This is a genomic window from Nocardiopsis sp. NPDC049922 (assembly GCF_040660275.1).
Lineage (GTDB): Bacteria > Actinomycetota > Actinomycetes > Streptosporangiales > Streptosporangiaceae > Nocardiopsis.
In genome coordinates this window covers 595703-622022 of the sequence record NZ_JBFAME010000001.1, presented here as the reverse complement: position 1 = coordinate 622022, position 26320 = coordinate 595703, and the positions used below count along the sequence as shown (strand labels likewise).

Annotated in this window: 26 protein-coding genes and 1 pseudogene; 11 read left to right on the top strand and 16 right to left on the bottom strand. The window is 70.5% G+C overall.

Annotation, left to right across the window (positions count from 1 at the left end):
- Nucleotides 1-25: 25 nt before the first annotated feature.
- The 3 genes from AB0I72_RS02970 to AB0I72_RS02960 form a co-directional block, all read right to left on the bottom strand.
- Nucleotides 26-313 (bottom strand): YciI family protein, encoded by a 288-nt coding sequence (locus AB0I72_RS02970; protein ID WP_358562260.1) that lies wholly within the window; start codon nt 311-313, stop codon nt 26-28.
- Between the two features lie 68 nt (nt 314-381).
- Entirely contained in the window at nt 382-966 is a 585-nt protein-coding gene (locus AB0I72_RS02965) for a TetR/AcrR family transcriptional regulator (protein WP_358562257.1), read from the bottom strand.
- Between the two features lie 116 nt (nt 967-1082).
- Nucleotides 1083-3764 carry a penicillin acylase family protein gene (locus tag AB0I72_RS02960; RefSeq protein WP_358562254.1) on the bottom strand — a complete coding sequence of 894 codons (2682 nt, stop codon included), beginning with the start codon at nt 3762-3764 and terminating at the stop codon, nt 1083-1085.
- Between the two features lie 165 nt (nt 3765-3929).
- Here AB0I72_RS02960 and AB0I72_RS02955 point away from each other — a divergent pair, with 165 nt between their 5' ends.
- From AB0I72_RS02955 to AB0I72_RS02945, 3 genes are all read left to right on the top strand, one after another.
- Nucleotides 3930-4406: an Rrf2 family transcriptional regulator gene (locus AB0I72_RS02955; RefSeq protein WP_358562251.1), complete on the top strand. Its 477-nt coding sequence runs from the start codon at nt 3930-3932 to the stop codon at nt 4404-4406.
- Between the two features lie 91 nt (nt 4407-4497).
- Entirely contained in the window at nt 4498-5718 is a 1221-nt protein-coding gene (locus AB0I72_RS02950; RefSeq protein ID WP_358562248.1) for an MFS transporter, read from the top strand.
- Between the two features lies 1 nt (nt 5719).
- Nucleotides 5720-6115 (top strand): Rid family hydrolase, encoded by a 396-nt coding sequence (locus tag AB0I72_RS02945; RefSeq protein ID WP_358562245.1) that lies wholly within the window; start codon nt 5720-5722, stop codon nt 6113-6115.
- A 653-nt stretch (nt 6116-6768) separates the two neighbouring features.
- On the opposite strand, the gene AB0I72_RS02940 is transcribed toward AB0I72_RS02945, so the two are convergent.
- Nucleotides 6769-7284 carry an ATP-binding protein gene (locus AB0I72_RS02940; protein WP_358562242.1) on the bottom strand — a complete coding sequence of 172 codons (516 nt, stop codon included), beginning with the start codon at nt 7282-7284 and terminating at the stop codon, nt 6769-6771.
- Between the two features lie 248 nt (nt 7285-7532).
- On the opposite strand from AB0I72_RS02940, the gene AB0I72_RS02935 reads away from it, so the two are divergent.
- Together AB0I72_RS02935 and AB0I72_RS02930 are read left to right on the top strand one after the other, a co-directional pair.
- Entirely contained in the window at nt 7533-8348 is an 816-nt protein-coding gene (locus AB0I72_RS02935; RefSeq protein ID WP_358562239.1) for a helix-turn-helix transcriptional regulator, read from the top strand.
- Nucleotides 8341-8523, top strand: a complete 183-nt coding sequence (locus AB0I72_RS02930; RefSeq protein WP_358562236.1) for a DUF397 domain-containing protein — start codon at nt 8341-8343, stop codon at nt 8521-8523. The genes AB0I72_RS02935 and AB0I72_RS02930 overlap by 8 nt, the downstream gene beginning before the upstream one ends.
- 46 nt (nt 8524-8569) lie before the next feature.
- Here the strand turns inward: AB0I72_RS02930 and argS are convergent, their stop codons facing one another.
- Nucleotides 8570-10300: an arginine--tRNA ligase gene (gene argS / locus AB0I72_RS02925; protein ID WP_358562233.1), complete on the bottom strand. Its 1731-nt coding sequence runs from the start codon at nt 10298-10300 to the stop codon at nt 8570-8572.
- 234 nt (nt 10301-10534) lie between these two features.
- Here argS and AB0I72_RS02920 point away from each other — a divergent pair, with 234 nt between their 5' ends.
- Nucleotides 10535-10732 carry a DUF397 domain-containing protein gene (locus tag AB0I72_RS02920; protein ID WP_358562230.1) on the top strand — a complete coding sequence of 66 codons (198 nt, stop codon included), beginning with the start codon at nt 10535-10537 and terminating at the stop codon, nt 10730-10732.
- A 75-nt stretch (nt 10733-10807) separates the two neighbouring features.
- Here the strand turns inward: AB0I72_RS02920 and AB0I72_RS02915 are convergent, their stop codons facing one another.
- Nucleotides 10808-11350, bottom strand: coding sequence for a class IV adenylate cyclase (locus AB0I72_RS02915; protein ID WP_358562227.1), 543 nt, complete (start codon nt 11348-11350; stop codon nt 10808-10810).
- Nucleotides 11347-12495 carry a radical SAM protein gene (locus AB0I72_RS02910; RefSeq protein WP_358562224.1) on the bottom strand — a complete coding sequence of 383 codons (1149 nt, stop codon included), beginning with the start codon at nt 12493-12495 and terminating at the stop codon, nt 11347-11349. The genes AB0I72_RS02915 and AB0I72_RS02910 overlap by 4 nt, the downstream gene beginning before the upstream one ends.
- 264 nt (nt 12496-12759) lie before the next feature.
- On the opposite strand from AB0I72_RS02910, the gene AB0I72_RS02905 reads away from it, so the two are divergent.
- Nucleotides 12760-13929 carry a helix-turn-helix transcriptional regulator gene (locus AB0I72_RS02905; RefSeq protein WP_358562221.1) on the top strand — a complete coding sequence of 390 codons (1170 nt, stop codon included), beginning with the start codon at nt 12760-12762 and terminating at the stop codon, nt 13927-13929.
- On the opposite strand, the gene AB0I72_RS02900 is transcribed toward AB0I72_RS02905, so the two are convergent.
- A complete protein-coding gene (locus tag AB0I72_RS02900; RefSeq protein ID WP_358562218.1) occupies nt 13888-14433 on the bottom strand; it encodes an NUDIX hydrolase in 546 nt (181 codons plus the stop codon). The genes AB0I72_RS02905 and AB0I72_RS02900 overlap by 42 nt on opposite strands.
- 48 nt (nt 14434-14481) lie before the next feature.
- Here AB0I72_RS02900 and AB0I72_RS02895 point away from each other — a divergent pair, with 48 nt between their 5' ends.
- Nucleotides 14482-14676 carry a hypothetical protein gene (locus tag AB0I72_RS02895; protein ID WP_358562215.1) on the top strand — a complete coding sequence of 65 codons (195 nt, stop codon included), beginning with the start codon at nt 14482-14484 and terminating at the stop codon, nt 14674-14676.
- A gap of 51 nt (nt 14677-14727) precedes the next feature.
- On the opposite strand, the gene AB0I72_RS02890 is transcribed toward AB0I72_RS02895, so the two are convergent.
- From AB0I72_RS02890 to AB0I72_RS02860, 7 genes and pseudogenes are all read right to left on the bottom strand, one after another.
- Nucleotides 14728-15732: a hypothetical protein gene (locus AB0I72_RS02890; protein ID WP_358562212.1), complete on the bottom strand. Its 1005-nt coding sequence runs from the start codon at nt 15730-15732 to the stop codon at nt 14728-14730.
- Nucleotides 15733-15797: 65 nt separating this feature from the next.
- Entirely contained in the window at nt 15798-16835 is a 1038-nt protein-coding gene (locus AB0I72_RS02885; protein ID WP_358562209.1) for a nitronate monooxygenase, read from the bottom strand.
- A 70-nt stretch (nt 16836-16905) separates the two neighbouring features.
- Entirely contained in the window at nt 16906-17520 is a 615-nt protein-coding gene (locus AB0I72_RS02880) for a TetR/AcrR family transcriptional regulator (RefSeq protein ID WP_358562206.1), read from the bottom strand.
- A 10-nt stretch (nt 17521-17530) separates the two neighbouring features.
- Nucleotides 17531-20059, bottom strand: a complete 2529-nt coding sequence (locus AB0I72_RS02875) for a PEP/pyruvate-binding domain-containing protein (RefSeq protein WP_358562203.1) — start codon at nt 20057-20059, stop codon at nt 17531-17533.
- Complete coding sequence (locus AB0I72_RS02870) at nt 20056-21549, bottom strand: MFS transporter (RefSeq protein WP_358562200.1); 1494 nt, start codon at nt 21547-21549, stop codon at nt 20056-20058. Before AB0I72_RS02870 ends, AB0I72_RS02875 begins: the two co-directional genes overlap by 4 nt.
- 226 nt (nt 21550-21775) lie before the next feature.
- Nucleotides 21776-22213: a hypothetical protein gene (locus AB0I72_RS02865; RefSeq protein ID WP_358562825.1), complete on the bottom strand. Its 438-nt coding sequence runs from the start codon at nt 22211-22213 to the stop codon at nt 21776-21778.
- A 62-nt stretch (nt 22214-22275) separates the two neighbouring features.
- Nucleotides 22276-22596, bottom strand: a pseudogene (locus AB0I72_RS02860) (MBL fold metallo-hydrolase); the annotation flags it as partial.
- Between the two features lie 223 nt (nt 22597-22819).
- Here AB0I72_RS02860 and AB0I72_RS02855 point away from each other — a divergent pair.
- The 3 genes from AB0I72_RS02855 (at nt 22820) to AB0I72_RS02845 (ending at nt 25909) form a co-directional block, all read left to right on the top strand.
- Nucleotides 22820-23575 (top strand): SDR family oxidoreductase, encoded by a 756-nt coding sequence (locus tag AB0I72_RS02855; RefSeq protein WP_358562197.1) that lies wholly within the window; start codon nt 22820-22822, stop codon nt 23573-23575.
- Between the two features lie 41 nt (nt 23576-23616).
- Nucleotides 23617-24132, top strand: a complete 516-nt coding sequence (locus AB0I72_RS02850) for a VOC family protein (protein WP_358562194.1) — start codon at nt 23617-23619, stop codon at nt 24130-24132.
- A 148-nt stretch (nt 24133-24280) separates the two neighbouring features.
- Entirely contained in the window at nt 24281-25909 is a 1629-nt protein-coding gene (locus AB0I72_RS02845) for an AMP-binding protein (RefSeq protein WP_358562191.1), read from the top strand.
- A 101-nt stretch (nt 25910-26010) separates the two neighbouring features.
- On the opposite strand, the gene AB0I72_RS02840 is transcribed toward AB0I72_RS02845, so the two are convergent.
- Nucleotides 26011-26283 carry an HPr family phosphocarrier protein gene (locus AB0I72_RS02840; protein WP_358562188.1) on the bottom strand — a complete coding sequence of 91 codons (273 nt, stop codon included), beginning with the start codon at nt 26281-26283 and terminating at the stop codon, nt 26011-26013.
- Nucleotides 26284-26320 lie beyond the last annotated feature (37 nt).

Sequence of the window (26320 nt, the reverse complement as noted above, 5' to 3'; positions counted from 1 at the left end):
GGGCGAGGAACGTTCCCGGGTGGCGTCAGTCCTTGAGGAAGGCCAGTCGCGGGTCCGTCACGTTCGGAGCGATCTGGACGATCTCGGCCGTGACGACGTCGTGGACCACGAACGGGTCCTGGGCGACCCGCGCCTGGAGCTCCTCCAGTGTGCCCCCCTTCGCGAGCAGCACGCCGCCCTGTCCCGTCTGGATGCTCCCGACCAGCAGGAAGACGCCGTCTTCCACGCCTTGGCGGATCCAGTCCTGGTGCGCGGCCATGTGGTCGGCGGCCGCGGCCTCGTTGGCGGAGAATCGAAGCAGGGCGATGTACACGGAGGTCTCCTCGGGGATGGGCGGTGCGGTCGAAGGCGGGGGTGGGGTGGCCGGGGGACGGAGGCGGATCAGCTCGCGTCGTCGGCCGTGGCGGGAGAGGCCAGTAGCTCGGTCAGCCACCGGTTGACGCGGTCGACCTCGCGGTCGACGAAGTCGCCGTCGTGGAACGCGTTCGAGAGTGTGGCGATCCCCTGGCTGAACGCCAGGACCCGCATCGCGAGGTCATCGGCCTCCGCGTCGAACCCGAGTTCCTCGAACTGCTCGCGCAGCCAGGTGCGGAACAGCGTGAAGACGCCGACGGCGTGCGCGCGGGAGGGATGGTCGAGCTTGGCGAGCTCGTTCGTCAACGTCCCGACCGGACACCCGTAGCTCTCGATGTCGCCCCGGTTGGTGATGACGATCTCGACGAAGCGCCGCACGCGATCCCGCGGGTCCGCCGAGCCGTCCGCCCATCCGGCGAGCATCGTCCGCGTGCTCGCCAACCGGGCCTCGATCACCGCGTCGAGGATGTCGTCCTTGGTCTTGAAGTGGTAGTAGAAGTTGCCTCGGGAGATCCCCACCGTCTCCGCGATCGCCGCGAACGACGTCGGCTCGAAGCCCTGCTCGTAGAACAGGCGGTTGGCCGCGTCGACGATCTGCTCGCGTGTACCCACGACCCCACCCCACACTCGATGACCGGCCCTAGGACGGGTGTCCTAGGGCCGGTTCAAACATTAGGACACTCGTCCTAATCTGACAAGCCGGGCCCCGACCGCTGAGGACGGAACATCTAGGGAACGAGGGTCAGCTCGTCGACGGCGGCCCCCTCCACCGCCTCCCGGGAGACCGTGAACGGCAGCGTCTCGCCCGCCGCCCACGCCTCCAACTGGTCGTCGTAGTTGGGGTGGAAGGCGTGTCCCGAGTTGCCGGTGAGGTGGATCCACGTGGAGGCGTCGCGGTCGGCGAGGTCCACGACCATGCGCATCGACGGCACGGCGGAGATCTCGTAGCCCGCGCTCGGCTCCCAGCCGGTGGCGTTGACGATGCTGGACCCGCCCGAACTCTCCACCGGGCCCCGGTTGAGCAGCCACTCGACCGCGCCGATGCCCGACGTGCCGAAGGACTGGTTGGTCGCGGTCAGGGTGTGCAGGTCGCCCCAGCGCCAGTCGGCCGGGTCCTCGCCCAGGCGCTCGGTCAGCTCCTCGGCGGCGGCGTCCATCGCGGCGGCCAGGACCTCGTCCCGGCCGCTGGCGGTCTCGCCCTCCCACCACGGGGACTCGGGCTCGGCGAGGAGCCGGTTGACCACGTACATGCCGCGCGAGCTGCCGCTCATGGGCACGTCGCCCAGCTCGTCGAACAGCAGCGGCAGGAGGTGCCGCCAGAACGCCTGGTAGAAGGCGGCTCCCGAGGAGTCGGGGTCGGTGTAGCCGTCCCAGTCGCGAAGCTGTTCCCGTGCCTCGGCGGTGACGCCGTCGACCTCCGCCTCCAGCAGGTACGGGAGCGCCTCGGCGGCGGCCGCGTGGTAGGAGTCCATGTGGATCTCGGACATGTCCTCCGAGGTCACCGGCCCCTCGGTGATCGCCTGGTCGAGGAGGTCGTTGATCCGCTGGCTCCGGTAGCCGTAGTCCCAGTCGTCGGTCAGGTGGTGGGGATACTCGGAGTCGACGAGGGACTGGTTGGCGGTGACGATCACCCCGGAGTCGGGGTTGTACACGCTGGGCAGCTCGTCGAAGGGCAGGTAGTCCTCCCAGTCGTAGGCGGAGTCCCAGCCGGGGGCGGGCCAGCGGCCGTCGCCCTCGCCGCGCACGGGGACGTGGCCGGGCGCCTGGTAGCCGATGTCGCCCTCGGTGTCGGCGTAGACGAGGTTCTGCGCGGGGACGTCGAAGCGGCTGGCGGCGTCGCGGAAGTCGGCCCAGTCGCGGGCGCGGTTGAGCGCGAAGATGGATTCGGCGGTGGTGCCCGGCTCCAGGGCGGTCCACCGGAGGGCGACGCCGTACTCGAAGCCGTCCGCGTCGTCCGCGTCGTCGGGGGAGTCCGGGGAGTCCGCTTCCGCGTCGTTCGATCCCTCCTCGCCGTCCCGGTCCGCGTCCTCCGACCCCTCCGTGATCCCCGGGTTCTCGGTGACGGGGGTCAGGTGCTGGCCCGCCTGGGCGTCGGAGAGCAGCGGGCCGTGCCCGGTCAGCCGGACCGTGATGTCGACGTCCTCGCCGCCGGCGACCGCGATCGTCTCCTCGACGACCTCCAGGGGGACGCGCTCACCGTCCACGACGTAGTGGTCGCCGTCGATCCGCTCGACGTAGAGGTCCATGACGTCGGGGTTGAGGTTGGTCAGGCCCCAGGCGATGGACTCGTTCTGGCCGATGACGACGCCGGGGAGGCCGGCGAAGCTGAACCCGGTGACGTCGTAGGGGCAGGCGTCGGTGATCTCGGTGCAGTGCAGGCCGTTCTGGTACCAGACGGAGGGCATCGACGCGCCGAGGTGGGGGTCGTTGGCCAGGAGCGGCATGCCGGACTCGGTGTGGTCGCCGGAGACCACCCAGGAGTTGGAGCCCAGGTCGGAGCTGGAGGAGGGGCCGAGCAGGCCGGGGATCGCCTCGGAGATCCGGTCGAGGCCGTCGAGCGCGGTGAGGGCCTCCTCGGGCAGATCGGCGGGCGCGGACCGGGACGTGTCGGGGGTGGGGGTGTCGGCGGCGTCGGTCGGCGAGGCGGCGGGGGCGCGCCGTTCGTCGGCCTCGGTGCCGACCTCGGCGCCGTTGTGCTGGTCGGTCGCGGTGATCGGCGTGTGCTGGTCGACGGGGTAGGCGGGATAGAGCTCGTCGATCTGCTCGCGCGTGAGGCCGGACGCGAGGAGGACGGCGCGCTCGGTCTCCTCACGGAGGTTGCCGCCGAGGTCCCAGGCCATGGCCTTGAGCCAGGCGAGGCTGTCGGCGGGGGTCCAGGGCTCGATGGCGTAGTCGTCGGCGGTCACCGCGAGGAGCCCGTGCTCCAGGCTGGCGGCGGTGCCCCTGTGCTCCTCGATCCAGGCGTTGACGCCCTCGGCGTAGGCGTCGAGGTGGGCGCGCGTCTGTTCGTCGAGCAGGTCGTACTCCTGCTCGGCGACGCGCCGCCAGCCCATGGTGCGCAGATAGGCGTCGGTCTCGACCTGGTCGGGGCCGAACAGTTCAGCGGTCCGACCCGCGGTGACGTGGCGGCGGAAGTCCATCTCCCAGAAGCGCTCCTGGGCGTGGGTGAACCCCTGCGCCATGAAGAGGTCGTGCGAGGTGTCGGCGTAGACGTGGGCGACACCGTACTCGTCGCGCAGGACGGTGACGGGGGAGTCGAGGCCGGGGAGGGTGAGCTCGCCGGAGGTCTCCGGGAAGGAGCGGCGGACGGCCCATATCCCCAGAAGTGTGCCTATCAGTGCCAGTGCCACGACGGCGGCGAGGGAACCCAGAAGTACGCGAACGAGGACACGACTGCGCAAGACACTCATGGCGGCACACTAAGGTGCCCGGCGTCACGTGATCCAGGTCTCCAGGCCGGTCGATTCAATTGTTACCTACGGGTAAACACGGTGAGGTGGAGGTTTCCCACGCTCCGGGTTCAGCGGGGGCTTCGGCCTTGCGCGCATCTTCCTGGACATCTAGTATCCAGGTTTATGAGGATGTCCGAAGGCGTCGAGTGGGGCCTGCACAGCTGCCTCAACCTCGCGTGGGTGGGTTCGGAGCGGGCGGTGCCCAGCGCCAGGCTGGCGGAGTACTACGGGCTGCCCGCCGCGTACATGAACAAGCAGCTCCAGGCGCTGGCGCGGAGTGGGGTCGTGTACTCGACCCCCGGGCCGCGCGGCGGGTTCCGGCTGGCGCGCGAGCCCGAGGACATCACGCTCATGGACGTGGTGGGAGCGATCGAGGGGCGCGAGGAGGCGTTCCAGTGCACGGAGATCCGGAGTCAGGGGCCGGGTGCCCCGGACGAGGCGCCCGCCGGCGCCTGCCAGATCGACCTGGCGATGCGCAGGGCCGAGTTGGCCTGGCGGCGTGAGCTCGGGGCGCAGACGCTCGCCGACGTCAAGGCGTCGGTGGAGCGGTTGGCGCCCGAGACGCCGACGCGCGTGCGGAGCTGGTTCGCGGGCGAGTGACGACGGCCCCTCCTCGGAGGGGCTCTGGCCGGAGGTAATCCTGGATGTTTCCTATCAAAGATTATGACTTCAACGGGTTCGAGGTGGCGATGTGAACGGCCGGAGCGGGGACGCGCGCGGAGACGACACCGTCCAGGTGGGCGGGCGCGTCGACGGGTGCGTCGACCGCCGCGCGTGGTTCGCCGTGTCCGCCGTGGCGCTGGGGATCTTCGCGCTCATGACCACCGAGCTGCTGCCGGTCGGGCTGTTGACCTTCGTCAGCGCGGACCTGTCCGTCAGCGACGGGACGGCCGGGCTCATGGTCACCGTGCCCGGCGTCGTGGCGGCCGCGACGGCGCCGACGGTCGCGGTACTCCTCGGACGCGTGGACCGCCGCACGCTCCTGGCGGCGTTCGTCGCGTTGATGGCGGCCGCGAACGTCGCGTGCGCCCTGGCGGAGCACTTCGCACTCGTCCTGGCGGCCCGAGCCCTCGTGGGGGTCAGTATCGGCGGATTCTGGGCGATCGCGGGCGGACTGGCACCGCGCCTCGTGCCGGAGCGCCACGTCCCCCGCGCGACGGCCGTGGTGTTCGGCGGGGTGTCCTCGGCGTCCGTGATCGGGGTGCCGGTCGGGACGCTCGTCGGCGACCTGGCCGGGTGGCGGGCGGCCTTCCTCACGGTGGCCGCGCTGGGCGGTCTCGCCCTGGTCCTCCTGCTCGTCCTGCTGCCACCGGTGCCCGCGCGGGCCGTCCCGCGGTTGTCGGACCTCCCCTCCCTGCTGGTCGGGCACGGGGGCGTGCGCACCGGCGTGCTGCTGGCCCTGCTGCTGGTCACCGGCCAGTTCACCGCCTACACCTTCGTCCGTCCGCTGCTGACCGACGTCGCCGGGATCGACGCGACGCTGACGGGTGGGCTGCTACTGGTCTACGGGGTCGCGGGGATCGTGGGGAACTTCGTCGCCGGAAGCGGCCGCGACGTCCGCCGCACGCTGTTCGTCGCCACCGTGGGCCTGACCGCCGCGCTCGGGGTGTTCGGGTTGGCCGGTGGGGTCCCGATCGCGGCCGTCGCGGCGCTCGTCGTGTGGGGCCTGGCCTACGGCGGAGTGTCGGTGGGCTTGCAGACCTGGATGCTGCGGCACGCGTCGGAGGTTCCCGAGGCGGCCACGGCGCTGCTGGTCTGCGCCTTCAACCTGTCCATCGCCCTGGGCGCGCTGGTGGGCGGCCTGGTGGCCGACGCCCTCGCCGTCGCCGCGATCCCGTGGGTCGCGGGCGCTCTCATCGTCCTGGCGGGTGTGGTGCTCGCCGGGTTCCGTGCATCGAGTCGAAGGAGCTGACATGCCGCACACGCTGAGCAACCCCGGGGGACTGCACGACCCGGTGCCGTTCGGGTACTCGCACCTGGCCGAGGCCTCCGGCGAGCTGGTGGCCGTCGCGGGGCAGTACGCGTCCGACGAGGAGGGAGGGGTGGCGGTGGAGGACTTCGCCGCGCAGGTGGAGTTGGCCTTCGCCCACCTGGGCACGGCGCTGGGCGCTGCGGGGCTGGAGTACCGGCACGTGGTTCGGTTGGGGACGTACGTCGTCGACCACGACATGGAGAAGCTGGCGATTCTCGGGGAGCGGGTGAACGTGCTCTGGGAGGGGAGGCCGCCCGCGCAGACTCTGCTGGGGGTGGCGTCGCTGGCGCTGCCGGGGATGCTGTTCGAGGTCGACGCGCTGGCCGTGCGGGACTGAGGCTCGCTTGTTACGGTCCGCTCGGGCGGTGACCGGAAGGGTCACCGCCCGCGCCCGCGGGCCGCTTGGTTCAGTTGCCTGAAGGGGTGTTGGTCGCGAGATAGACGCGGATCAGGCTGGCGAGTTCGTCGAACTCGCCCTGTCGCTGGGGCGGCGGCGGTGGCTTCGGTGCGAGGAGATCGCCCGCCGGGACTCGCGGCCGGGGGATGGTCACCGCTCGGGGCTGGGGGCGAGGGCGCATGTACGGGCGGACGAGTGCGCCCCCGGTCTTGTCGGGGTCCGTGGGCGGGGGCGCTGGGGTCGTGGGGAGCGGCCGGGGCTCCTTGGGGGAGCCTGTGGGGAGTTCGCGTCGGCGTGGAGCGGGCCCGATCCCGGTTCGGGCTGGCGTACGTGGGACGAAGACGAAGGCCAGTGCGGTCGCCAGGGCCGTCGTCGCGAGGGCCCAGAGCTGGCCCGCGAGGGTTCGGTGCCGCTTGCGGTGGCGGCCGTTAGGGTGGTGCACGGTCATCCTCCTGCTGTGTTCAGGGGGTTGATCACGCCCCGGCTCGGTGGTCCTAAGCACCGATCGGGGCATCTTCGTGTCTGCCGCTAGGGTGGGTGTCATTGGTCCCGTGGGGCTGCGCTTCCCGCCATAGCGGCACCTTGCTCTTGATTCAGGCGTCCAGGTCGCGGTGGGGGTCGATCAGCGCCCACACGGTCAGCGGGCCACCCCGGAAGCCGGTCCACCACCACTTCTCCGCCAGCGCCGCCACCAGGCGCAGCCCGCGTCCGCATTCCTCCGCGTCGTCGAGGTGGTCAGGGAGCGTCGGAATCGTGATCGGGCGCAGGGCGCGCGGCCCGTCGTCGGTCACGGAGATCAGGACGATCTGACCGGGCATGACCTCCACGGTCACCTTGACCCGGCCGCACCGGCCGCCCGAGGCGGTGTGGAGGACGGCGTTCGTCACCAGCTCGCTGACCGCGAGTTCGACCAGGGCGGCCGCCTCCTCGTCCAACCCGGTGGCCCGCGCACACCAGGTCCGGATGCGGCCGACCTGCTCCGGGGTCCCGTCGAAGTACGCGGCGAACACCCCGGTCCGACGGCTCTTGACGCGGACCGGCAACCCACCCACCACCCGCCGGTCCTGGCTGTGGCCGCATCGCGGCCTCGGAACTTCGCATCCGGACATCTGGCCCTCCTTTTCGCGATTCTCAGATCAGCAGTACCGTTTGTCAGACTTGGTTTGAATGTCCAAATGAGTGGCGTTTGAGGGGAAAGGACTCAAGAGCTCAACTCTTCGGCCTGCGTCGACTCTGCTCTTGTCAACGTGCGGATTTCCAGAAGTGCCATCGATTTCTCGATAACTCTCGCCGCTGTTGTCCGCGCGTGTCACACTGCTGGAAGAGAATCGAATCTTCTTGATTCCGCTGGAGTGACATGCCCAGGAAGCCCAACCCCTCGTATCGAAAGATCGCAACTGAGCTGCGGAAACTCCGAAAGTCCAAGGGCTGGACCCAGGGGAGGCTCGCTGAGCAGCTGAGCTGTTCGACGTCCCTCGTCTCCTACTGGGAGCTGGCCATCTATGTGCCGCAGCTGAAGGAGTGCCAGGCGCTCGACCAGATCTTCGGCACGTCCGGCTTCTTCGAGCGCGCCTGGAGTAGGGCCAACAGCGAGAGCATCTACCCCGTGGGTACGCAGACCGCCGTCGATATTGAGCGGTCAGCAACGGAGATTCGTCAATACCACACGATCCTGGTGCCCGGGCTGGCGCAGACCCCGGCGTACGCTCGGGCCACCTACAGGGCTATGAGGCCGTTCGCGAGTGAGGACACTCTGGAGCGCCTGGTTGCGTCCCGTATGAAACGGCAGATCATTCTCAAAGGTGCCGACCGGCCGATACTGTGGATGGTGCTCGATGAGGGTGTGATCCGACGGGTCCTAGGTAGTTGTTCCATCATGAAGGAACAGCTGGGCCACCTGATCAAGATGGTGGATGAGCGAATCCTCCGGTTTCAGGTGGTGCCATCACAGTGCGCACTTCCCCCAGGGCTCTCTGGCCCCTTTCGGACCTACACCTTCTCCGACCGGCCGATGATCGCTACGGCCGAGTACGTGGTGGATGATCTCGTCATCGACGACGCTGAGCAGGTGCGCTACTGTGCGAACCTCTTCGGGGCCATCCAGTCGGAAGCGCTGTCAACCAACGACAGCTGTGAGCTGGTTCGACAGGTACAGGGAGAACTTGATGAGTGAGCGCCAGTGGCACAAGAGCAGCTACAGCAGCGGCGTGAACAACGACTGTGTGGAGGTTTCTGAGGGGAGCGCCGTGCTGGTGCGCGACACCCAGAACAGGGGCCTCGGCCACCTCACCTACCCCAGAGGCGAGTGGTCCTGCCTCATGGCCACCCTCAAGACGGCGAGGCAATAGTCGGGGTGGGACTCGATCTCGAAGAGCCCCGCCCCAAAGTCAGCGCCTACAGCCGCTCGGGGGCGGTGATGCCCAGCAGGTCGAGCCCGCGCTCCAGAACGGCCGCTGTGTGCGCGGCCAGTGCGAGCCGGGACTCGCGCACCCGCCCCTCGGACTTGAGCACGGGGCAGTTCTCATAGAAGGAACTGAACGCGGTCGCCAAGTCGAACAGGTACGTGGGCATCCGGTGCGGCTGGAGGTGGGCGATCGTCGTCTGCACCGCGTCCGGGAAGCGAGCCAGGCGCAGGGCCAGGTCACGTTCTGCCCGCTCGGTCAGTGTCACCGGGGCACCGAGCGACGGCGTCTCGTCCGCGCGGCGCAGGATCGAGCGGATGCGCGCGAGTGCGTACTGGAGGTAGACGGCGGTGTTGCCGTCCATGGCCAGCATCCGGTCCCAGTCGAAGACGTAGTCCTTCTCCCGGTCCGAGGACAGGTCGGCGTACTTCACCGCACCGATGCCCACAGCGCGAGCGATGTCGTACCGTTCCTCCTCGGGCAGGTCGGTCCGCTCGGCGACCATGGCGCCCGCCCGCTCCACTGCCTCGTCGAGCAGATCGGTGAGCTTGAGCGAGGCACCGGCGCGGGTGCGCAGCATCCGACCGTCCTCACCCAGGACACTGCCGAACCCCACATGGGTCGTCGTGGTCTCCGGGCTGACCCAGTCGGCCTTGCGGGCGGCGGCGAAGATCATCGCGAAGTGCAGGGCCTGCGGGGCACCCACCACGTAGATGAGGTGGTCGCCCTTGAGGTCCTGGGCCCGGTAACGGATCGTGGCCAGGTCGGTGGCGTCGTAGCCGAACCCGCCGTCGCGCTTGCGGACGATGAGCGGCACCGGCTGGTCGTCGCGGCCGGTGAACCCGTCGATGAACACGCACAGGGCACCGTCGCTGTCCTCGGCGATCCCGCGCCGGGTCAACTCGTCGGCGACGTCGTTCAGCCAGGGCTGGTAGGTGCTCTCGCCCTTGTAGTCGTCGGGGGTCAACCGGACACCGAGCAGTTCGTAGACGGCCTCGATGTGGTGCTTGGACTCGGTGAGCAACCGGTTCCACAGCTCCAGAGTGGCGGGGTCTGCGGCCTGGAGGGCGACGACGCGGGCGCGGGCGCGTTCGGCGAAGTCCTCGTCGGCGTCGAACTTGGTGCGCGCCTGCTGGTAGAAGACGTTCAGGTCGCTGATGCTGAACTCGCGCTCGGCCAGGCCCTCGTCGATGAGGTGTTCGACCAGCATGCCGAACGGCGTTCCCCAGTCACCGATGTGGTTCTGCCGGATCACCTCGTGCCCGGCGAACTCCATGAGTCGCACCAGGCTGTCGCCGATGATGGTGGACCGCAGGTGACCGACGTGCATCTCCTTGGCCATGTTGGGCGAGGAGTAGTCGACGATCACCCGCTGGGGGCTGGTGGCCGGTACGTAGCCGAGGCGAGGATCGGCCGCGAGCCGGGCGACGTGTTCGCCGAGCCAGGACGTGGACAGGGTGATGTTGATGAACCCCGGCCCGGCCACCTCCACGTTCTCGGCCATGTCACCCAGGTCGAGGTGGGCGACGATGGCCTCGGCGACCTCGCGGGAGGGGCGTCGGAGTCGCTTGGCCAGCGCCATAGCAGCGTTGACCTGGTAGTCCACACCCTCACGCTGGGAGGGTCGGACCACGGCGTCCTCGATCGTGCACGCCACGTCGAACGCGGCACCGACGGCAGCGACGACGCGCTGCCCGAGGTCCTCTCCGATGTCCCCTGCCACGGTGACTCCGTTTCCTGTTCTTGGTTCCCGGGCCTGGGGCCCAAGGATTTGGCCCAGTGTGACAGGTGCGCTGTACCTGGTCACCTGGATATACGAGGTGCCGAGGCGCTTGAATGGGATCGCCATAGGCTGATCTTCAGCCGAACTCAGGGCAGCGCCCTGTCCGTAGGGGAATCCGCTGACTTCCTGGAATCCCTGATCGGGTGACGTACCGACCGGAATCGAGGCCCCTCCATGGACGTGACGACCGCACAGTGGCGAAAGAGCAGCTACAGCAACCCCGACGGCCCTCAGTGCGTCGAGGTCGCTGATCTGCCGGGCGTGATGGCGGTTCGGGACACCCAGAACAGGGGTCTCGGCCACCTCACCTATCCCAGCGCCGAGTGGACCGGACTTCTGGCCGTCCTGAAGGTGTCCTTTGGGATTGGCTGAGCCGCACCCAGCGCCGACAAGAACCAGGCCAAGGTGTGCCCGTCCGCACCAAGCACGGGCACACCGCGGCGGTGCTCACTTCGTGTCGAAGCGTAGATCGGTGATGGTGGTCAGGTCGATGCCGTAGCGGGTGTAGACCTTGGTGGTGTTCTCCCCCGTCAGGTCGGCTTCGGTGTAGCCGAGCAGAGCCGCGACGCGCACCACCTCGGCGCGGCTGTCGGCCTCGATCTCCAGATAGGCGGGGATACGGGGCCAGGAATCGATCTCCAACTGGGCGCCGTCCAGGATGAAGCTGCGCCTGCGGTTCTCTTGGTAGGCCTTGGGCGCATAACCCAGCTTGCCCAGCAGGGCGTTGGTCGTCGCGAAGTCGCCAACCTCGGTCTCGGTCTCGCGGGTCCCGCCGATCGCGTCGGAGTCGATCTCCTTGACCGTGAGCGTGACCTGCTTCCCAGTGTCGCGCAGCCGTACCCACCGAGAGGCATCGCCAGGCTCGATGTCGTAGACGTAGCGGCGTTGCAGTACCTCCCCGAGGTCCTGGCCGCCCTTGTCGAGAATGAGCCGGGCCACCTGGTCGGGGTCGATGTCCAGCACCTTGGCCTCGTACTCGATCACGCTCATGTCGTCGGGTTCCCTTTCGCGTGGTGTGTGTTCGACGGAGAAACGGTCGGGGTGCGGTGGTCGGCTTCCAGCCTGGCACGGTCGGCTTGGCGGAAGCGGAGGATCTCGGTGCTCACGGGGCCGTGGAGGAATTCCCCGATCGGTTGGCACAGGTCCATGCGCTGCAGGCACACGCCCACCAAATAGGTCCCCTGGCGATCCCGGTACAGGCGCAGGCCGTAGAAGCCTTCCTGGCAGTCGGTGTCGTTGTTGAAGCGGCATCCCTGGCACGTGGTCGGCAGGCGGACGGGGCGGATCCACTTGACGTGGATGCGGCGTCGTCCACCGTCGATGCGGTAGGCGGTGCGGGATCCGGATGCCCCGGCGGTGAGGTGATGGGACTCTCCAACCGCGCCGCGCTGGGCCAGAACCTCGTGGATGGCGTCGATGGATGTCTGGCCGTGGTCGAGGGAGTTGAGCAGGCGGACGGAGAGCTCCGGGGCGTAGGTGTCCAGGAGCCGATGGACGCGGTCGATGTGGGTGTGGTCGAGGACGACGATGTTGGCGCTGGCGCGGACTCCGTGGTCGACGCAGGCCTGGATGGAGGAGTGGAGGGCTTCGATCTTGGTGGCGGCCTTGGCCGGGTCGCGGAAGCGGTCGTGCTGGACCTGGGCGAGTTCGCCTGGCGTGGTGCCGAAGATGGAGAAGTTGACCCGGTCGAGCCCGGCCTCGGCGCAGGCGGGGATCTGCCGGGCTCCATTCTCACCGTTGGATGTCATGCACACCCGGTATCCCTGGTCGGTGGCCAGGTGGACCAGATTGGGCAGGCGGGGGTGGAGTGTGGGTTCACCACCGGTGAGGTGGAGTTCGGTGAAACCCATGCCCTCTCCCAACTGCCGCAGGGCGTGGGCGAAGCCCTGGTCGGCTGGAATGGTGGCGGGCAGGAAGCGGGAACCGTTGGTGGCCGCGTAGATCGACGTCCGCCCGGAGCTTCCGGCGACCAGGAAGGGGCCGGGGCCGCGGTTGCGGTTGTCGACCACGACGGGGGTGCCCTCGTTGTGACAGAAGGTGCAGGTCATTCCGCATGCGTCGAGGATCTTGACGCGCAATGTGGTGTCGGTTCCGATGTATGTCGGCAGGGAGTCAGCAGTGAGGGATTCGTCCATGATCGGGCTCCTGTGACAGTGCTCGCAGTTGGAGCGGGAGGGTGTGTCACAGGCGACGATTCCGTTACGGGTACCGCCCCTCCCATCCCTTGTGGATATCCCACTTCGGGATAATCGGGTTCGCGTCCACTTCACCCTGTGAACGATCGGAAGGAAGTCATGCCTGGTCATGCCTGGGAAAGGATTGACATTCCGCCCTGGGCGTGGGAACGGCAGCAGACACGGCGACTCTTACGCGAACGCGACATCGCCGGACTGTTGCGTTTGGCTCAGGCCCACGGGGCGAGCCAGACCCGGATCGCCTCGGCGACCGGTATCGCCCAGGGGCGCGTGAGCGAGATCCTGAGCGGAAGGCGGACGGTCAGTTCACTCCAGCTAATCGAAAGGGTCGCGGACGGGCTCGACATGCCCGACCACTCCCGGATCCTGCTCGGCCTGGCACCCAGGTGGACGCCCGAAGAGACGGCGCAGCCCGCAGCTGGCGACGCTACCGATCGCGCCGCCCCATCGGGACCATCGGCCATCGACCACCAGGTACGGGAGCGACTGGAGGTCGCGTCCATCGATCACGCACTCATCCGCCTCTTCGAAGCCCAGACGCAGAACCTGCGGTTGATCGACCGCAAACTGGGAGCCCACTACCTCCTCGCCCAAAGCCAAGCCCACGTCCAGCAGATGCACGACCTGTTGCACCACTCGATCCCGGGTTCCGTGCGGCGCGGACTCGCGCGCGCCCTGGCCGAGGCCGCGTCCCTGACCGGGTGGCAGGCGCTCGATGCCGGACGCGTGGCGACGTCCTGGCGCTACTACGAGATCGCCAAGGCCGCCGCCCGGGAGAGTGAGGACCCTGTGGTCCTGGCGCACGTGAGCGCCGAACAGACCTACGTCCTCCTGGACACCGGACGGGAGGGCGATGCGCTCGCGATCCTCCGGTCGGCGCACAGCGCTAGGAAGGAGTCACTGCCCGCTCTGCTGCGTTCGTGGCTGTGGGCGGCCGAGGGAGAGGTACGCGCTTCCCTCGGTCAGGAGTTGGAATCCCAGAGGAGTTTGGAGCGCGCCTTCCTCGTCCTGCCTCAGCAGCCGAATGATCCCTCGCTTCCGTTCCTGATGTTGGACCACACGCATCTACTGCGCTGGCGAGGGCACTGCCTGGCGCGCCTCGGGCACGGTGAGGCGATCGAGGATCTCACCCGGGCACTCGACGACATCGCCCCGTTGGAACTCGGACGCGCCGAGGCCGGACTGCGCACCGATCTGGCTCTGGCCTACTCCGCCCACGGCGACCTCACACAGGCCCGCCGACAGGCACGGCGCGCGGCTGAGCTCTCCGAACGGTCTGGGTCCGTTCGCCAACGTGCCCGCCTGGCTCGGCTTCTGGGATCGCGGGCTCCCTCAGGAAGCGAGGATGTGGAGCAGGGCGATGAGGGTTCCTGAGCTCTGCACCTGCCCCTCGGTGACCAGACTGCGGACCTTGGCCAAGGAAACCCATTCGTAGACGCCCTCGTCGAACTCGGTCGGATCCGCTACCAGCTCGACGTCACGGCCCACGAAGACGTGGTGGGGGCTGCGGACCGTGCCGATCATCGGTTCGAACGTGGCCACGTGCTCCACCGAGCCGACCCGGTGACCGGTCTCCTCCAGCGCTTCGCGGACAGCGGTGCGCTCCGGTGATTCTTCGGGGTCCAAGAGGCCACCGGGCAGTTCCCACCCCCACACGTCGGGCACGAACCGGTGCCGGTAGCTCATCAGGACGTGCTCCTCGTCCTGGTCCAGGATCGCGATCACCGCGGCTGAAGGCAGGGTGACGGTGTGGTGCTCGAACCTGTTCCCGGACGGGGTGGTGATGTCGGCCTTGCCGAGTCGCACCCACGGGTTGTCGTAGAGGGTGCGCTCGCCGTGCACCACCCAGCGGCCCTGGCTGTCGTCGGTCCTGTCCATGCCCCGAAACTACCCCGAAGGGGTGCGCGTGGTGGAGTTGCCTCCCAGATGATGCTAGCTGCGTGTGTACTCAGGCGTCTCCATCTCACCTCCGAACCCGACAACCAGGAAGCTCACGCCAGCTGGATCGCCCTCGGCTTCGTCAACGTCCCAGGCGACCGCGAGATCAACGGAGTCTCGGTCATCAGCGACTTCAAGGGGTTGGGCCGCCATCGCGCCGTCTACCAGTTGACCCTGGACTGAACAGGCCGCGCGACGGCTCTCAGGGAGTTGGCTCAGTGTTCAGCGGACGCGCTAACTCGCCTGGGTATCAACTGGCCATCCCGAGAACGCCTTGCCGTGCTGGTACACCACCCTGATGTTCAGCGAGGTCAGGAGGTCCTGAAGGTCAGGGTGCGGTTTCTCTGGCAAGAGGACGGCGAGGGTGGGGTTTTTCGGAGTGACGTGCCTCCGGTAGTCCATGAGCTGACCGATCGCCATGCGGATGGCTTCGCGTGAGCTCGTGCCCTTCGCCTCGTACAGGACATGGGAGTTGGCGTCGTACAGATCCGTCACCAGACTCGATGAGAGCCCAGCAACTCTGATCTGGAATCTGGCCACCTGATGTTCGTGCTCTTCCAGGAGCCTTTGAAAGTCCTCGCACAAGGAAGCTTCACGGCGGCTCACCCTGGTGCGAGGGACAGCTGACCGGGTGATCGGCTTCCCGTTGTGCAACTCGGGCTCGATCAGCGAGCTTGTCGTGATGTCTGGGGGAACGGGGACGACTTCTGTCTCGGGCAGGGGTGTGATGGTGTCCTCGGGGTTGGGCGGCAGCGCATTGATAGGGCGGAGCCGGAACACGATGACGCGCCGTGGGGTGTCCTGCTGATTAGGGGCCTGACGCAGGACGTACGGCTTCTCGGCATCGAGTGCGAACTTGCCGATGTATCTCTGGCGCTTCGCGCTTCTTCCGGGGATCGTCCCGACAGCTTTGAAAACGCGCAGCTCACGCTCATCATCGATATGCGTGAGGATGGCGCGATTTCCCACGCCGTAGCGACCGAGGAAGACCTGGTCCTCTTCGCCAGCGCCGGTGTACTCGAAGATCGGTCCGAGCTCGTCTCCCTCGGGAACCCACCCATCGAAGTATCCCGACTTCTCGCCGGAGGCAGGGTCGGTGTAGAGCAGCACGTTGGCACGGCCGGTTTCCGGCAGCACCTTCGTGCAGGGCTGGATCCCTTGCCCTTGGCCACCACCGAAGAGGATCTTCATCTCTTCACGTGTTGTGAGTTGCCCAGGTTCGAGGGGATCGTCAGCCATGCGCCTAATGTACAGTTCTGCGCCGTACTCCCACCGGTGACCTAAGTCCTGAGGATGGCGCCCTCCTACCGCCCCACTCCCGCCCCCTCGGCCTCCCTCCGCACCCGCGCCACGACCTCCGCCGCAGGGGCGTCGGTCGCGGACCGGAACCCCTCGCCCGCCCACAGCGCCATCCCGCCCGGGTCCCCAGCACTCGCCGCCGCCGCGCGCAGCGGCTTGGTCATGTGGTGGATCTCCGGGTAGGCGGTCGGCGCGTCCGCGTGCTCTCTCATGAACCGGTTGACCAGCCCCCGTGCCGGACGCCCCGTGAACGCCCTGGTCAGCGCGGTCTCCGTGAACGCCGGGTCGGCCAGCGCCGCCTTGTGCACCGGGTTCGCCCCGCTCTCCGGGCACCGCAGGAACGCCGTCCCCAGCTGCACGGCCGCCGCGCCCAGCTCCAGCGCGCGGGCGGCGTCCCGGCCGTGCATCAGGCCTCCCGCCGCGATCACCGGCGCGTCGACCTCCGCCACCACCTCGGGCAGCAGCTCGAACAGTGGCCGCCCGCCCCCTCCGGCCGGATCGAACACCGCGCGGTGCCCTCCGGCCTCCGATCCCTGGACGCACACCCCGTCCGCACCGTGCTCCACGGCGATCCGTGCCTCCGCCACGCTGGTCACCGTGACCACGGTCGTCGAGCCCACCGTCCGCAACCGCTCCAGGACCTCGGCGGACGGGCAGCCGAAGGTGAAGCTCACCACCGGCACCGGCTCGGCCACGAGCAGGTCGATCTTGGCCGCCCACGCGTCGTCGTCGCTGACCGGCTCACCCACGACACCGCCGTGCCGCCCGGCCTCCGCGCCCAGCTCCGCCCCGTAGGCGGCCAGGGTCTCCGGGGCGGCCGGTACCCCCGAGGGCACGAACACATTGACCCCGAACGCCGTCGTCCCCAGCGCCCGCACGGCCGCGATCCGCTCGGCCAGGGCGTCCGCCGACAGGTACCCCGCGGCCAGCGACCCGAGCCCTCCCGCTCCGGACACCGCCGCTACCAGGGCGGGCGTCGATCCGCCGCCCGCCATCGGCGCCTGGACGATCCACCGTTCCCGCAGCAGCTCCGCCAACCGCATGAGTCCCCCCTCGCGTCGAACGGAACGGACGCTAACAGGCGCGGTCCCGGCGGCGCCGACCGGCCCGACGTCACGCGTCGGGCACCGTCCCGAACAGCGGCAGCAGCACGGTGTCCACGATCTCCTCGATCATCGCGTCGCCGATGGGCTCGTGGTGGAACAGGAAGTGGTTCCGCAGCAGCGCCTGCCCCACGTCCAGCCGGGTCGGCGTGACCGCCCTCGGGTCGATCTCCCCACGCTCCACCGCCCGCCGGGTCACCTCGGACATCATGCGGCGGCCCATCCCCTGCGAGTGCGACCGCAGCTCCGCGGCGCGCTCCGGGTCGGGCAGGATCTCCGTCATCAACCCCCGCAGGCCCTTGCCCGCCGGTCCCGCGAGCGTCCGCGCGACCCGTCGCAGCGCCTCCAGCAGGTCACCGCGCAGTGTGCCGGTGTCCGGCAGCCGCCCGGGCTCCGGGACGACGGAGTACACGGCGTCCATCACCAGCTCGGCGCGGGTCGGCCACCTGCGGTACAGCGACGCCTTGCTCGCCCGCGCGCGCTCGGCGACCCCCTCCATCGTCAACGCCGCGTACCCGCGCTCCTCCAGCTCCTCGACGGTCGCCGCCAGGATGGCGGACACCAGCGCCTCGCCCCGGCGGCGCGGACGCTTGCGGTGGTCGGTGGTCTCGGGATCGGCGGCCATGTCCCGCATCCTACGAAGCCCGCGTGACCCGGCCGGTCGTCCCGTCGACGGTGACCCGGTCGCCGTCGACGAGGGTGGTCGTGCCGGTGCCCGACCCCATGACCGCCGGGATCCCGTACTCCCGGGCGACGATCGCCGCGTGCGACGCCGTCGCGCCCGTGTCCACCACGACGGCGGCCGCCCGTTGGAACAGCGGCGTCCACGACGGGTTGGTGTAGGGGCACACCAGCACGTCGCCGGTCTCCAGCCGGTGGAACTCGGCGGACTCGCGGATCACCCGGACCGTCCCCGTCGCGGTTCCCGCGCTCGCCGGGGTGCCCGAGACCAGCGCGTCGCCCCGGTCCTTGGGCGGGAACACCCGTGCCGGGTCGATCATCCGCACCCCGGTCAGCTCGGCGCGTTTGGCGGCCCGCGCGCGGACCAGGGAGCGCAGGCGCGCGACCTGGTCGTCGGGCATCCTCGTCACGTCCGTGACCTCCCTGACCTCCTCGATCCGCAGGTGGAACACGTCGAACGGCTCGTCCACGACCCCCGCCGCGCACAGCCGGGCGCCGATCTCCAGGAGCGCCCGACGCATCGCCGGGAGCCCCGCGGTGAAGTAGAAGTGCGAATCCTCCCGGAACGCCATCCCGTTCTGCGCCGCGCGCACCCACCGGGTCACGATCGACCGCGCCCGCCCGCCGCGCAGCAACGGGTGGTCGAGCAGCGCGGCCAGCGCGCGTTCGGACCGAGACCCGGGGTCGTCCTCGCGCTCCCGCCCGACCAGCACCCGGACCAGCCCGATGACGCTCTCCGGCGACTCGGCGAGGGTGGGCGGGCTGACCAGCAGCGGACTCGTGGTCTCGCGGCGGCCGAACTCGCGCCGGAAGGCGTCGAGGGCGTCCGCGAACTCCCGCAGCGGGCCCCGCCCGTCACGCAGCGCGGCCAGCACGTCGTCGGGATCGGCGGACTCGACGAGCGCGCGCAGCTCGGGCGCGGCCCGGACCCGGTCCGCCAGGTCCTGGAGCGCCTGGTTGGCGTCCTCGGTCCGGGTTCGGGCTCCGCCGAGCAGGTCACCGAGCAGGGACCGCCGACCGAGCAGCGCGGTGGTCGCGACCAGCCGCGCCACCGACACCCCCGTGCTCGGCAGGTAGTCCATGCGCAGGTCCCGGCTCTGATCGAGCAGCCCGAGCACCCGTTCGGGCACCGCTACGAGCTCCGGCCACGGCAGCGCGGCCGGGTCGAGGGCGTCGAGTTCGTCGGTGCGGCGCAGGAAGTCGACGAACCGGGGATCCTCCCGCCACGTGTGGATGTCCATCGTCCGCGCCTTGCGGGCCAGACGGAACGGCGTGGCCAGGGCGCGCGGGGTGGGGCGCGGCGCCCCGGGGGTGAGCTGCGTGACCACCCCGTCCTCCTCCCGGTAGAAGTCGTCGAAGCCGCCGGTGATCCCGTACGCCTCGACGATCTCCCGCATCATGCGCGCCGGGCCGCGCCCGAACCACGTGCTCACGTCCATCGGGTACGGCCGCACCGGGATGTACTCGGTGAGGACCGAGGCCAGGAGGCGTTGGCGCCGGTTGAGGGGGCCGGTGTACGGAGGAAGCGCCGTCATCGGCCGGGACTGGACGATGTACGCGCGCCCGTCGGCCAGGCACCACTCGATGTCCTGGGGGCGGCCGAAGTGCCCGGCGATCGTGCGCGCGTGCGCCACCAGGACCGAGAGCTGGTCGTCGGTCAGCAGCCGTGCGGCCCCTCCGTTGCGGGTTCCCCGCTGGTCCTCGTGGTCCCGGTCCTCGCGCACGACCCCGCCCCCGGCCTCGGACCGGATCACCACCTCGCCGCGGCCCGGTTGCCACTCCAGGAGTCGGCCGCCGTGGTCGAGCACGTGGTGGTCGGGGGTGACCAGCCCGGACACCACGGCCTCGCCGAGTCCGGCGCCCGCGTCGACGATGACGCGGTCGCGCGCCCCGCTCACCGGGTCGGCGGTGAACATCACCCCGGCGACGTCGGAGTCGACCATCCGCTGCACGACCACGGCGATGCGCACCTCGGCGGCGGCCACCGACCGCTCCGCGCGGTAGGCCACCGCCCGGTCGGTCCACAGCGAGGCCCAGCACCGCCGGACCGCGTCGACCACCGCGTCGGCGCCGACGACGTTGAGGTAGGTGTCCTGCTGTCCGGCGAACGTGGCCCCGGGCAGGTCCTCGGCGGTGGCGCTGGACCGGACCGCGACCGGGACGTCCGCGCCGAGGGCGGCGTAGGCGTCGACGACCGCCGCGCGCAGGTCGTCCGGGACGGGCGCGGACTCCAGGGCGGCGCGGAGCTCGGCGGGATCGGGCGCCTCGGCGGGGTCGGCGGCGCCCGTCTGGCCGGCGAGTCGGTCGAGGAGCCCGATCCCCGCGGCGGCCCTCGCGTAGGCGTCGGTGGTGACGACGAACCCGGGCGGCACCGGGAGTCCGGCTCGCAGGAGCTCCCCGAGGTTGGCGCCCTTCCCGCCGACGGCCGCGAGGTCGTCGGCGCCGAAGGCGTCCAGGGGTGCGACGGAACGTGGATGGGTCATCTGGGAGTCTCCCTGTCTGAATCCGCGTGCGCCGTGGTGCGCAGGGGGCGGTGGGGAAGGGCGAGTGCGAGGAGGAACGCCAGCCCCAGGAGCGGGGCCATGGCCAGCAGCGCCGACGGCACCGCCGACCCGAACGCGCTCTCCACCAGCGCGCGCGTCGGCTCGGGGAGGGCGGCGATGGCCTCGGGGGTGAGGGAGCGCGGGTCGGCGACCCCGGCCGGGACACGGTCGCCGAAGGACCGCGTGACCAGCGCTCCCACGACCGCGACGCCCGCGCTGGCGCCGACCTGGCGCAGGAAGAGCACCGCCGAGGTGGCGGCGCCGAGGTCGGAACGGCCGACGGCGTTCTGCGCGGCGAGCATGACCACCTGCATGACCATCCCGAGCCCCAGCCCGAGGAACACCAGCAGCCCCACGAGTCCCCGGGTGCTCAGGTCGGGGCCGAGCAGGCCGATGAGGACGAGCCCGACCGTCGCGATCGCCGTGCCCGCGATCGGGTAGCCGCGGTAGTGGCCGGTGCGGGTGATGAGCCGTCCCGACGCCACGGTGGTGACGAGGGTCCCCGCCATGAGCGCGGTCACGAGCAGACCCGCCCGCGTCGCGCTCGTGCCCAGCGCGATCTGCGCGAACGCCGGTACGTAGGTGAGCAGGCCGAAGAGTCCGAACCCCACGAGGAAGCTGATCGCCACGGGGAGCGCGAACGCCCGGTCGCGGAGCAGGCGCGGGGGCAGGACGGGGTCGCGGACCACCCGCGCGGTGACCGCCCACAGGCCGAACGCGGCCACGGTGGCGACGCCCAGCGCGGGGACGACCCAGCCGGGGTAGGCGCCGGGGCGGGCGAGCGCGTCGCAGAGCAGGACGGCGCCGACGACGGTGGCGGCCAGCGCGGCGGCGCCCGCGTAGTCGATCGGCGGGCGGTCCTGGGGGCGGGGGAGGCGCAGGGTCAGGCCGAGCACGACGAGGGTGGCCAGGCCGAGCGGCGGGTGGATGGCGAAGATCCAGCGCCAGGACAGGTGGTCGACCAGGACGCCGCCGACCAGGGGCCCGCCGACCGCCGCCAGGACGTAGACCGCGCCGAACAGGCCGAGGTAGCGGCCGCGTTCGCGTGGGCTGACGATCTCGCCGACGATCGCCTGCGCCCCGATCATCAGCCCGCCGCCGCCCAGGCCCTGCACGACCCGGGCCGTGACGAACACGCCCAGGGTGGTGGACAGGGCGGCGATCAGCGCCCCGGCGGAGAACAGCACGACGGCCGCGAGGATGAGCGGGGTGCGGCCGTAGCGGTCGCCGAGGCGGCCGAAGACCGGCATGACGGCGGTGGCGGCGACCAGGTAGGCCGTGACGACGGTGGGCATCTGCTCCAGCCCGCCGAGGTCGCCCGCGATCTCGGGGAGCGCGGGCGCCATGGCGGTCTGGTCGAGCGCCGCGAGCAGCATCGCCATCAGCAGTCCGGGCAGGGCCAGGGCCACGGAGGTCGGACGTCGCGGCACGGCGCTCTCCTCTCACCGATGATAGGAAACGTTTCGTTCTCTAAAAAGGCTAGCTCCCAAGGTTAGGGAACGCAACGTTTCTTCCAAGGAGATTCCCGGCGAACCGCCGAGGAACGCCCGTGGGCCCCGGTGGCGCGTTCCAGGAACGCGGACGGCGCCGCCCATGGGGAGCGGCGCCGGGGCGGACGGGGTCGGTGGGGTGGTGGAGGTGTGCGGCGTCGGGTCCTCAGGCGGTCGCCGTCGGATCCCCGACGAGACGCCGCAGCTCCCACGGGTCGTGCGCGCAGAACACGCTCACCTCGTCCCCGTGCCGCCGCACCAGCTCCCGCAGCCGCGACTGGTTGCCCAACCGCAGCTCCCGGTCCACCTGCGCCGACTCCTGGACCACGTCCATCTCCGGGTGCCCGGTCGGGGACTCCGCGTCCATCTCCCCGTGGAAGTAGTAGGCGTCCCCCGCGTGCAGCGCCCACCGGTCGCCGTCCCGCACGGCCACCCCGCTGTGCCCGCGCGTGTGGCCGCCCAACGGGACGAGCAGGACGTCGGCGGACATCCCGTCGAGCGGTCGGACCGCGTCGAAGCCGAACCACGGCTCCCCGCCCGCCGCCCGGCTGGCCGGGTAGGCGGACCACCGCGGCCCGTGCTCCAGTGGGCGGCGCGGTACCACTCGGTCCCCGGCGGCAGGGGGTCGCTCCCGGTGGCCGCGGCCAACTCCTCCGCGTGGACGTGCACCCGGGCCCGCGGGAAGTCCGCGAGGCCCCCGGCGTGGTCCACGTCCAGGTGGGTCAGGACGATGTGCCGCACGTCCTCGGCCGCGAACCCCAGCCGCTCGACCTGGCGGACGGCGGTCTCCTCCAGGTCCAGACGGGGTGCGGCCACCGTGACGAAGCCCGTGCCCAGCGTCCGCCCCTCCCGCAGGACGTCGTTCACACCGAAACCGGTGTCGACGAGCACCAGGCCCTCGTCGGCCTCGACCAGCAGGCAGTGGTTGACGGCGGGCAGCGGCTCCAGCGGGCCGAGCGGAGGCGCGGGGGAGCCGAGTTCGCGCATGGATCCGCAGTTGAGGTGGTGGAGGGTCATACGGGGGTTCCTTCCAGGAGTGGCGGCCCGTCGGGCGGGCGACGCGCCAAGAATAGACCGACTGGTCTATATATTTCCACCGCGCATCACCCCCCGGTCCCGGACCACCCCCTCTGACCGGGGCCGTTCCCGCGCCGCCGACCCCTCACCGGTACGCTCGGCCCCAGAAACGTCTGCCCAGGAGGAGCCCACCATGCCAGCGACCGCCGTCGTCACCGGAGCCAGCAGCGGGATCGGCGCGGCCACCGCGCGCGGGCTCGCGGCCGAGGGCTACGACGTGGTCCTCGTCGCCCGGCGCGCCGACCGGATCGAGGCCCTCGCCGAGGAGCTGACCAAGGCCGGGCACAGCGCCCGCGCCCAGGTCCTGGACGTCACCGACCGCGCCGCCGTCGACGCCTTCGCCGAGGCCCTGCCCGCCTGCTCGGTGCTGGTCAACAACGCGGGCGGCGCGATCGGGACCGAGACCGTCGCCACCGCCGACCCCGCCGACTGGCGCGCCATGTACGAGGTGAACGTCCTCGGCGTGCTCAACGTGACCCAGGCCCTGCTGCCCAAGCTCGTGGCCAGCGGCGACGGCACCGTCCTGGTGGTCTCCTCCGTCGCCGGGCACGTGGTCTACGAGGGCGGGGGCGGCTACGTGGCCGCCAAGCACGGCGCGCACACGCTCGCGGCCACCCTGCGGCTCGAACTCGTCGGCCAGCCGGTACGCGTCCTGGAGGTCGCCCCGGGCATGGTCAAGACCGAGGAGTTCACCCTCAACCGCCTGCGCGGGAACGCCGACGCGGCCGAGGCCGTCTACGCGGGGGTGCCCGACCCGCTGTCGGCCGAGGACGTCGCGGACACCATCGTCTGGGCGGTCACCCGGCCCCCGCACGTCAACATCGACCTCCTGGTCGTGCGCCCGCGCGCCCAGGCCGCCCAGCACCGCATCCACCGGGTGCGGGAATAGCGCTTGACCCTGACGCCACGTCGACTCCTAGAGTCGGCGGCATGAGCGAGAACAGCACCGCCGAGATCGGCGGCACTCCCGAGATCGACCGCACCGTCTACCCCATGCCGATGTTCGCCACCTTCCGGGTGGCGGACCTCGCGGCGGCCGAGGCGTTCTACCACGCCGTCGGCTTCGTCTCCCTGGCCACCATCCCGGGACCGGACGGTTCCCCCGTGCTGGTGCACCTGCGGCGGACGCGCTACCAGGACCTGCTGCTCGTCCCCGGCGAGCCGGAGCGCGGCAGCGCCACCGTGAGCTTCAACGCCGCCGGACAGGACCTCGCTGAGCTGGCGGAGGCGCTCCGTGCCGCCGCTCCCGAGGGGGCGCGGATCGAGGGCCCCACGGACACCGCCTGGTTCACCTCCGACCTGACCGTCGACGACCCCGACGGCAACCGGGTGGTCCTCACCGCGCACCGCGAGGCGGACATGGAGCGCGCCAAGGAATGGGCGGCGACCTTCGAGGGCGACTTCGTCGTCGAGGACCGGATCCAGGATCAGGCCGAGGCCGGGTAGTCCTCCCCGCGCCCCTGGCCCGCCGAGGACGCCTTCACAGCCGCGGACGTCGCGTGGTACGTGTGATCGGTCTTACACGGGCGGCTCCGCGCGCACCCGCGCGACTCCGGTTCCCCGCCCGTGTCCCGGCACGGCAAGGAGCCCCGGATTGCGTCCTCCCGCCCTTCAGAGCAGCTACTCCTCAGGCACCTCCGACACCCCGCTCCTCGGCGACACCATCGGCGCCAACCTCGCCCGCACGGCCGCCGCCCACCCCGACCGCGAGGCCCTCGTCGACCGTGCGGGCGGCGTCCGCCTCACCTACCGCGAGTTCGACGCCATGGTCGACCGTGTCGCGCTCGGCCTGCTCGACCTCGGCGTTACCAAGGGCGACCGGGTCGGCGTGTGGTCGCCCAACCGCGCCGAGTGGGTCTACACGCAGTACGCGACGGCCCGCCTCGGCGCGGTCCTGGTCAACGTCAACCCGGCCTACCGGACCCACGAGCTGGAGTACGTGCTCAACCAGGCGGGCATCTCGGTCCTGGTGTCCGCGCCGTCGTTCAAGACCTCCGACTACGCGGCGATGATCGAGGAGGTCCGCGGCCGCTGCCCCGACCTGCGCGAGGTGGTCCTGTTCGACGGCCCCGCCTGGACCGACCTGCTCACGGCGGGCGAAGCGGGGGACCCGGCGCGGCTGGCGGGGATCGAGGCCGCCCTGTCCCCGGACGACCCCATCAACATCCAGTACACCTCGGGCACCACGGGCTTTCCGAAGGGCGCCACGCTCTCCCACCACAACATCCTCAACAACGGGTTCTTCGTGGGTGAGCTGTGTGGATACACGAAGTTTGACCGTATTTGTGCCCCGGTTCCCCTTTATCACTGTTTTGGGATGGTCATGGCGAATCTGGCGGCCACCACCCACGGCGCGTGCGTCGTCCTTCCCGGCCCCGGCTTCGACCCCGCGGCGACCCTCGACGCCGTCCAGGCCGAGCGCTGCACCTCCCTGTACGGCGTGCCCGCCATGTTCATCGCCGAACTGGCCCTCCCGGACTTCGGCGACTACGACCTGTCCAGCCTGCGCACCGGGATCATGGCGGGCTCACCCTGCCCGGTCGAGGTGATGCGCGAGGTCATGGGCCGGATGGGCATGCGCGAGGTGTCCATCTGCTACGGGATGACGGAGACGTCGCCGGTCTCCACCCAGACCCGCCGGGACGACTCGGTGGAGCGCCGGGTCTCGACCGTCGGGCGGGTCGGACCGCACCTGGAGGTCAAGGTGGTCGACCCGGACAGCGGGATCACCGTGCCGCGCGGGACCCCCGGCGAGCTGTGCACCCGGGGCTACTCGGTCATGCTCGGCTACTGGGACATGCCGGAGCGGACGGCCGAGGCGATCGACGCGGGCCGCTGGATGCACACCGGCGACCTCGCGGTCATGGACGACGAGGGCTACGTCGGCATCACCGGCCGGATCAAGGACATGGTGATCCGCGGCGGTGAGAACGTCTACCCGCGCGAGATCGAGGAGCTCCTGCACACGCACCCCGACATCCTGGACGCGCAGGTCATCGGGGTCCCCGACGAGAAGTACGGCGAGGAGCTCATGGCGTGGGTGCGCATGCGCGACGGCGTCGACCCCGTCACCGCCGACGACCTGCGCGCCTTCTGCGAGGGGAGGATCGCGCACTTCAAGATCCCCCGTTACGTCCACGTCGTCGACGAGTTCCCGATGACCGTGACCGGCAAGGTCCGCAAGGTCGAGATGCGCGAACGGGCGCTCCGGCTGCTCGGCTGACGGGTCGACGGGGCCCGGGAAACGGTGGGGGAGCGCCCCCTGAAGCGGAGCGCTCCCCGCGGGGCCGCGTGTCCCGGGCGCCGCGCCCCAGGTCGCGCGCGTCAGTCCTTGTCCATGTCGGAGGACAGGAGCGTGACCAGGGAGTCCAGGGCCTGCTCGGCGGTGTCGGCGGCGTCGCAGGTCAGCGTCACGGTCTCGCCGTGGCCCGCGCCCATGGACATGACCGCCAGGACGCTGCGCGCGTCCACCGGGTCGTGCCCCTCGCGGGAGATCCGGACGGGCAGCCCCGTCTCGTTGACGGCCTGGACGAACAGGGCGGCCGGTCGGGCGTGCAGGCCCTGCTGGGAGCCGACGGTCACGGTGCGCTCGGGCATGGTGGTCCTTCGCGGGTCGAGGGGTGGGTCGGTGGGT